At 48.3% G+C, this 7,600-nt stretch carries 8 protein-coding genes; 6 read left to right on the top strand and 2 right to left on the bottom strand.

Annotation, left to right across the window (positions count from 1 at the left end; all coding sequences use genetic code 11):
• The coding region (locus Q0277_RS11115) for an AsmA-like C-terminal domain-containing protein (RefSeq protein ID WP_297998153.1) at positions 1 to 2,256 on the bottom strand (2,256 nt) is incomplete at its 3' end.
• A 126-nt stretch (positions 2,257 to 2,382) separates the two neighbouring features.
• Here Q0277_RS11115 and mltG point away from each other — a divergent pair.
• Both mltG and Q0277_RS11105 read left to right on the top strand, forming a co-directional pair.
• Positions 2,383 to 3,333, top strand: coding sequence for an endolytic transglycosylase MltG (gene mltG, locus Q0277_RS11110; RefSeq protein WP_297998151.1), 951 nt, complete (start codon positions 2,383 to 2,385; stop codon positions 3,331 to 3,333).
• Positions 3,334 to 3,443: 110 nt separating this feature from the next.
• Positions 3,444 to 4,325 carry a malate dehydrogenase gene (locus Q0277_RS11105; RefSeq protein ID WP_297998144.1) on the top strand — a complete coding sequence of 294 codons (882 nt, stop codon included), beginning with the start codon at positions 3,444 to 3,446 and terminating at the stop codon, positions 4,323 to 4,325.
• A 33-nt stretch (positions 4,326 to 4,358) separates the two neighbouring features.
• Here Q0277_RS11105 and Q0277_RS11100 read toward each other — a convergent pair whose 3' ends face one another.
• Positions 4,359 to 4,520 (bottom strand): hypothetical protein, encoded by a 162-nt coding sequence (locus Q0277_RS11100; RefSeq protein ID WP_297998142.1) that lies wholly within the window; start codon positions 4,518 to 4,520, stop codon positions 4,359 to 4,361.
• A gap of 198 nt (positions 4,521 to 4,718) precedes the next feature.
• Between Q0277_RS11100 and Q0277_RS11095 the strand changes: the two genes are divergently transcribed.
• The 4 genes from Q0277_RS11095 to Q0277_RS11080 are packed head-to-tail and all read left to right on the top strand — an operon-like array spanning position 4,719 to position 7,548.
• On the top strand, positions 4,719 to 5,030 hold the full coding sequence (locus tag Q0277_RS11095; RefSeq protein ID WP_177388316.1) for a 4Fe-4S binding protein: 312 nt from the start codon (positions 4,719 to 4,721) through the stop codon (positions 5,028 to 5,030).
• On the top strand, positions 5,030 to 6,151 hold the full coding sequence (locus tag Q0277_RS11090) for a 2-oxoglutarate synthase subunit alpha (protein ID WP_297998139.1): 1,122 nt from the start codon (positions 5,030 to 5,032) through the stop codon (positions 6,149 to 6,151). The genes Q0277_RS11095 and Q0277_RS11090 overlap by 1 nt, the downstream gene beginning before the upstream one ends.
• The gene (locus Q0277_RS11085; RefSeq protein ID WP_297998137.1) at positions 6,152 to 6,997 is read left to right on the top strand and encodes a 2-oxoglutarate ferredoxin oxidoreductase subunit beta; all 846 of its coding nucleotides are present in this window, start codon (positions 6,152 to 6,154) and stop codon (positions 6,995 to 6,997) included.
• Positions 6,994 to 7,548, top strand: a complete 555-nt coding sequence (locus tag Q0277_RS11080; RefSeq protein ID WP_297998135.1) for a 2-oxoacid:acceptor oxidoreductase family protein — start codon at positions 6,994 to 6,996, stop codon at positions 7,546 to 7,548. The genes Q0277_RS11085 and Q0277_RS11080 overlap by 4 nt, the downstream gene beginning before the upstream one ends.
• Positions 7,549 to 7,600: the final 52 nt, after the last annotated feature.

Raw genomic sequence — 7,600 nt, 5'->3', positions numbered from 1 at the left:
ATCGCCGCTGCGGCGAAAGTAAATTTTGCCCTTCTGCACGCTAAAGCCGCGATCGTTGAAATCGGGCGTCTTAAACGTAAGTAGCGACGGCACGGAGTTTATAAAGCTAAGTAGCCTTTGATAGATGATGTAGTCCTTCAGATAGGTGTTTTGCACATTGATCTCGCCGCGGTAGTTGCGCGGATCGATACCGCTTGCTTTTAGCGTAAATACTCCTCCGTCGAAGCTCTGCGAGCCTAGGAATTGATTGAGCGCCTCGCCGCTGATGTTTTGCGCAAAAATTTGAAGCAAGCTCTTTTTAAAGATCAACTTCACGTCGCCGCGTTTGAAATTTGCGTTCAGGTTCATATTTTTGCCGTCCAGCACGCCGTTAAAGTGCGTAAATTTCAGCGTCTTATTAAGATCGGATAGCACGATCGCAGAATTTTGCCCGCTGAAATTTATCGGCGAGCGCTCCTTTGTGCCGCTATTAAACTCGCTGGTTTGCACGCTAGTATTGATCGCGACGTCCACGTCTTTTAGAGCGACAAAGTTACCGCCTTTGTTTATTTTAAGAGAAATTTTACCGCTTCCGCTAGAGCCGTCCAGATCGCCCCCGCGTACCCGAAGCGCGAAAGAGTCGTTTTTATAATGGCTTCCGTCCTTGTTTAGCAGGCCGAAATCAAAGATGAGATTGTTGCTGCTGATATCTAAGTTTGTAAAATCGCTGGTTAAAATTTTAAGATCTCCGCCGCTAATGCCCGCGTTTTTAAGCGTCTTGGAAAAGGGCAGAATTCCGCTAATATCGGGCGAGCTAATCTCGATCCGCTCGCCGAAGCTCATCTTCGCGCCTAAAAATTGCGAGCTCAGCACCGGCGCTTTGCCGCTAAAATCAAGGCTTATATTATCTCTCGCGTCGCCAAATTTTAAAATTTCTTTGCCGTTCGGGGAGAGATTGAAGCTATGGATTGTGCCGTTAAATTTAGCTTTGCGCGTGGCGATATCGATACTGCCGCTTGCCGTGGCGTTAAAAATTTCATTTTGCAGATTCGCGTCTTTGATGTCGATTTTTTTCTCGGTGATATGCACCCGCGCGGCTTTGGAGTGAAATTTCGCTTTAGAGATCATCAGATCGGCGTCTTTTAGCGTCACGTTCGCATCCACCTTGGCGCTTTCCTTTTCTACGTCCACGTCTATCAGCACGCGCGCATCGATCCCGCCGCTCAGCGGATATACGGGCTCATTTATGCCGTAGCTTTGCAAAATATCTACAAGGTCCTTGCCCAAACTCTCTTTAGTTCGCAGATCCAGATATACGACCGGCTTCTCTTCAAAAAGCCCGCCGATACGCACGCCGCTTCCCTCCAGGCTTTTGCCTTTAAATTTAGGCTCGTTCAGCGTGAAGCTTAGATAATCGTTTTTGAGCGTGATGTTGGCGTCTTTTACCGTTACGGCTTCGATTTGCGGTTGAAATTTTATCGTAAGATCCTGCGCGTAGGCCGTGGCACTAACATTTTCTGCGATCGGGCGCGGATCTTTCAGATCGACTTTGGCATGCAGATTTTCGATGTAGTAGTTTTGCGCGACCGCCTTGCCGTAGATCCACTCGTTCGCAAGGGGATTTAGCCCAGTAAGCGCGCCCAGCTCATTCATAAAATTTTTCAGGCTCAAGGCCGAGGCGCGGTTTATCTCGATATTTAGCTGTGAACCGATATTGTGCACGTCAAGCTCGCCCGCGATCTCGTGCGAAGCGAAGGTGCCGTTAAAATCATACGTATCGGCTTTGAAATTTGCTCGCGCCGTGCCGTGCAGAGTGAGATTAAAATCATTTAGCTCAAGCTCGATTGGATCAAAGCTCAGTCCGTTTGCGCCCGGCGTGATCTTTGAGCTTAGCCTAAAAAACCGCGTATCGGCGTAAAAAACGTCGCTTTTGTATTTTAGCTTTAGGCTTTCGCCTTTTATTTTCATATTGTCTACGTCGATCTCTTCAAAAAAGGAGTTGATGAGCGAGATTTTTTTGCTAAATTCCAAAATTTTCTCGCTTTGCGTGCGCAGATCGGTGGAATTTTGCTCTAAATTTTGTGTATTATTTTGCGTAATTTCAAGATTTTTGATACGCAGCACGAGACCTTTATTTAGCTTGAGATAAAACCCCTCAAGCTTTGCAAAGCCCACGTCCAGCTGCGAAATCGTTATACCGTGCTTTAGACCTACCGCACAGATTATAAAAAGTATGGTTATGCACAAAAAAAATCTAGCCAAAGTTCTAAACATCATCGCCTCATCAAAAACTCCGCCCTAAAATCAAATCGGGCGTGCCGAAAAACTGCGCTTATAATATGAAATTTATTCAAAATTTTGGCTTATTTGCCTATAATTTCAGCTAAATTTTGAAAGGAACGCATGAAATTCTTTATAAAGCTCATCAAAGCGGCGTGCATTTGTATCGAGCTTGCGGCTATCGTGCTTTTAGCCGTGGGCTTTGATCTACACGAGCGCGTCGGCAACGCGACAACCGTGCAGATAGGACAAGGCAGCTCAACGAAAATTTTATCGCAACTCTCAAAGAGTTATCCTAAATTTAGCAAATTCGACGCGAGGCTGCTTTCTTTTTACGGCGGCGCAAAAACCGGCGAGCTGGAGCTTAGTGGCGAAAATTTGCCCAAATATCAGTTTTTATATGAGCTAAGCGTCGCAAAGCCCGTGATGAACGAGATTAAGTTAATCCCGGGCGAGACTACGATCGTGTTTTTAAAACAGCTTGCGAAAGATCGCGGACTAAGCTTTAGCGAGCTTGAGCGCGAATACAACGCCACGGCGCCGTTTTACGAGGGCTTTTTGGTGCCTGAAACCTACAAAATTAGCAAAAACGAAAGCGAAAAAAATATCATCGACCACCTTGTTTCAAGCGCACAAAAATTCCACGAAGGATTGTCGCGCGAGCTTAGCGGCGACTATAACGCCACGACGTGGAAGCAGGTGCTGATCAAGGCCTCGGTCATTCAAAAAGAGGCCGCAAACACAGATGAAATGCCCTTCGTAGCCTCCGTCATCGACAACCGCTTGGCCAAAAATATGCGTCTTCAGATGGACGGTACGCTGAATTACGGCGAGTTTTCGCACGTCAAGATCACTCCGCAGCGCATCCGCACCGATACCAGCCACTACAACACCTACCTCAACGACGGACTTCCCAAAGAGCCCGTATGCGTGGTCTCTCGCGATGCGATACGCGCCGTTTTTGCGCCCGCAAAGAGCGAGTATCTGTATTTTATGCGAAATAAAAAGACGGGGCTTCACGATTTTGCGCGCACGCAAGCCGAGCACGAGCGCAATGTAAAGGCGCAGAGGTAAAATTTAAAAGCCGCTTCGGAATTAAATTTAAAAACGAAATTTCGTCTTTAAATTTTAAAATTTAAACTCCCGCAGTCATAAAAATGCGGGCCGATATTTGGGAGATAACAATGAAAATAGCGATATTCGGCGCGGGAAACATCGGCGCAGCGGTAGCAAACGATCTTATCGTAAGCGATTCTTTAAGCCAAAAGATAGATAGCATCGCGCTTGTGGATACGGTAGAGCAGATCGCGCGCGGCAAAGCACTCGATCTTGCCCATACGGCGGCGGTTTACGAGCGCGACCTGCTCATAAGCGGCAGCACGGAGCCCGGCGACATAGCGGAGGCAGGCATCGTCGTGATCACGGCGGGGCATGCAAGAAAGGCGGGGCAGAGCAGGGAGGAGCTGTTTGGCGTAAACGCCGCCATCGTCGCACAATGCGCGCGAGATGCCGCAAAATACGCGCCTAACTCCATTATCGTCGTCGTTACCAATCCGCTTGATATGATGGTCTATGCGGCGCTGCAGGCCAGCGGGTTTGCAAAGGAGCGCGTCATCGGCATGGCGGGCGAGCTGGACGGCGCGCGGCTTAAATTTGAACTCGCGCGAGCGAGCTGCAAGGAAATTTCATCGATGAGAAGCGCGATCGTGGGTCCGCATAGCGAAGAGATGATCGCGCTTAAAAACGAGCTGGGATTTGAAATTTCGGATGAAATTTTCGAGCGCGCGGTGCAAAATACCAAACGCGCCGGCGCGCAGATCGGCGAGCTACTGGGCACGTCGGCGTATTTGGCGCCCGCTGCGGGCATCGTAAAGATCATAAAATACATCCTTTTTGATACTTGCGGCACGCTCGCCTGCTGCGTCGCGGATAGATCGGGGGTGCCTTTGGGGCGCTTCGTAAGCGTCGGCAAAATGGGCGCGATAGAGAGAAATTTCGCTTACTCGGGTGAGTTTTATGAGCAGCTCGAACGGATGCGCGAGCGGGTAGCGGGGCTGAAGTTTTAGTGGAAATAAAGCGAATTCGACGCGACGCGGAATTTACAGAGCTAAAATTTTAAAGCGCAGAATTCTTGTGATAGAATTTGCAGCATCAAATTTCACTTTGGCAAGAAATTTAAGCTCGCGGAATTGTGTAGCGTAAAATTTCATTCGCTGCGGAATTTTAAAATTTGCGCAATTTTGCCCGCTGTGAAATTTCATAGATTAAAATTTTACTTTGGCTCAGAATTCTGCGTGACGTAAAATTTTTAAACGCCACAAAATTTTAAAATTTAAACTCTGCAAAATTTAAAAACGAGAGGACTTTAATGCGATCAAAGCAGGCTTGCGCCGCAAAATTTCAATTTTTAAATCGCGAAGCGGGATTTAGTGTGGATTTTGATAAATTAAGGAGAAAATATGAGCGAAAATGAGAGCCAGCGCGCTGTCTGGACGGATGAGAGCCGCTGTAAGGCGTGCAATATCTGCGTAAGCGTCTGTCCTAGCGGCGCGATCGCGATGAGACAGGACGAGGGCGCCGTGCAGGGCATGATGATCGACGTGGTGGATGAGGGCGCCTGTATCGGCTGTAGGGAGTGCGAGTTGCACTGCCCGGATTTTGCGATTTTCGTTGCGCCCAAAGGCTTTAAATTCGCTCGTCTAAGCTCGCAGGCTAGAGAGATGGCTGAAAAAATCAAAAACAATAATTTTATGAAACCCAAGGACGCATAATGAAAGAGGTAATTTCCACAGGCAACGCCTTAATTGCGCGTGCGGCGATTGATTGCGGCTGTAATTTTTTCGGCGGCTATCCTATCACGCCGAGCAGCGAGATCGCGCACGAGATGAGCCGCTTGCTACCTAAGGTCGGAGGTAAATTTATCCAGATGGAAGATGAAATTTCGGGCATTTCTGTAGCTTTGGGCGCGTCGATGAGCGGTGCGAAGGCGATGACGGCAAGCTCCGGCCCTGGAATTTCGCTAAAATCAGAGCAGATCGGGCTTGGCTTTATCGCTGAAATTCCGCTTTTAATCGTAAATGTTATGCGCGGAGGTCCTAGCACCGGGCTTCCTACGCGAGTGGCACAGGGCGATATTTTGCAAGCTCGCAACCCCACTCACGGCGATTTTCAAAGCATCGCGCTGTGCCCGGGCTCACTAAAGGAGGCTTATACGCAAACCGTGCGCGCCTTCAATCTAGCCGAGCGGTTTATGACGCCGGTATTTTTGCTACTTGATGAGACGCTTGGGCATATGCAGGCTAAGGCGATGCTCCCTGAAATTTCGGATCTAAAAATCGAACGCAGGGCGGAATTTAAAGGTAGTCCGAAAGATTATGAGCCTTACGATGCTGCGCCCGATAAGCCTGCGGTGCTAAATCCCTTTTTTAGGGGATACCACTATCACATAACGGGGCTTCATCACGGTGCGAAGGGCTTTCCGACCGAAAATGAGCAGATCGTGGATCGCTCTATAAAAAGGCTTTTTAATAAAATTTCGGCGCATGTAGATGAGATCGTGCAATACGAGGAATTTATGCTAGATGACGCTGATGCTTGCATCATCGCCTACGGCAGCGTTAGCTTAGCAGCAAAAGACGCGATTTTAAAGCTACGAGGACAAGGCGTGCGTGTGGGACTTTTTCGCCCGATCACGCTGTGGCCAAGCCCAGCGCGCAAGCTAAGGGAGCTAGGGGAGAGATTTAATAAAATTTTGATCGCCGAGCTAAATTTAGGGCAGTATCTGCTAGAAGTGCAGCGCGCTTGTTTGAGAGATGATTTTAAGACGCTTCTTAAGGCAAACGGCAGACCGATTAGCCCCAGCGAGATTATCGAGAAAGTAAAGGAGCTTTAAATGGCGTTTGATTACGACAAATATCTAAGAACGGACAAGATGCCTACACTTTGGTGCTGGGGCTGCGGCGACGGAGTGATCTTAAAAGCGATCATCCGCGCGATTGACCGCGTAGGCTGGAGTATGGACGATGTGTGCGTGGTAAGCGGTATCGGCTGTAGCGGTAGGATGTCTAGTTACATAGACTGCAATACCGTCCATACGACGCACGGGCGTGCGATAGCTTATGCTACGGGTATCAAGCTTGCAAATCCGGGTAAGCACGTAATAGTAGTCACTGGCGATGGCGACGGGCTTGCGATAGGGGGCAATCACACGATCCATGGATGCCGCCGCAATATCGATCTAAATCATATCTTAGTAAACAATTTCATCTACGGGCTCACGAACTCGCAGACGAGTCCTACGACACCGCGCGGGTTTTGGACGGTTACGGCGCAATACGGCAATGTCGATCCCAGTTTTGATGCGGCGAAACTTGCAATCGCTGCCGGAGCAACTTTTGTCGGACGCGAGAGCGTGACAAATCCAGAAAAAATCGAGCGACTTCTAGCCAAGGGCTTTGAGCACGAGGGTTATAGTTTTTTTGATATTTTTAGCAACTGCCACGTAAATTTGGGTCGTAAAAATAAAATGAGCGAGGCAGTGCAAATGCTAAAGTGGCTTGATTCGCGCACGATTTCTAAAGCAAAATTTGACGCTCTTAGCGAGGATGAGCGAGCGGGGCTATTTCCGATTGGGGTTTTACACGAAGATAATGAGCGCACCGAATACACAAAGGCGTATCAAAAGGTAATAGACGCGGCACAAAGCGGCGAAGCGATAAATTTTGAAGGACTAAGATGAATCAATTAAGATTTGTGGGAGTGGGCGGTCAAGGAGTGATCTTAGCGGGTGAAATTCTAGCTGCGGCAAAGATCGCGCACGGCGGCTATGGAATCAAGGCATCTACGTATACCTCTCAGGTACGTGGCGGACCTACGAAAGTGGATATTATCTTAAGCGATGAAGAAATTCTATATCCTTACGCGAGCGAGGGCGAGATCGATTTTATGCTCGCAACAGCGCAGAGTAGCTACGATGCTTTCAAAAATGGCGTGAAAAAAGACGGCGTGATCGTAATCGAGCCGAATTTAGTAGCACCGAGCGATGAGGATAGGGCAAGCTTTAAAATTTATGAAATTCCAATCATCACCATCGCAAAATACGAAGTTGGAAATGTCATCACTCAAAGTGTCGTGGCTCTAGCGATCGCAGTAGAGCTTAGCCGCTGCATGGACGTAGGGCTCGTAAAAGCTCAAATGCTCCGCTCTGTGCCTGAAAAAACCCGTGCGCTAAATGAAAAGGCGTATGATTTGGGGATGAAATACGCGAGAGAGGTTTTTGAGACGGAGTAAAATTTTATGGCAGCGAAACGATAGAAGTGGGCGGTAATATTCTAGCGGCTTT

It is taken from the genome of uncultured Campylobacter sp., assembly GCF_938030815.1.
In the GTDB taxonomy this organism is placed as follows: domain Bacteria; phylum Campylobacterota; class Campylobacteria; order Campylobacterales; family Campylobacteraceae; genus Campylobacter_B.
Note: the sequence above shows the minus strand (reverse complement) of the source record. Positions and strands in the feature narration are given on the sequence as shown.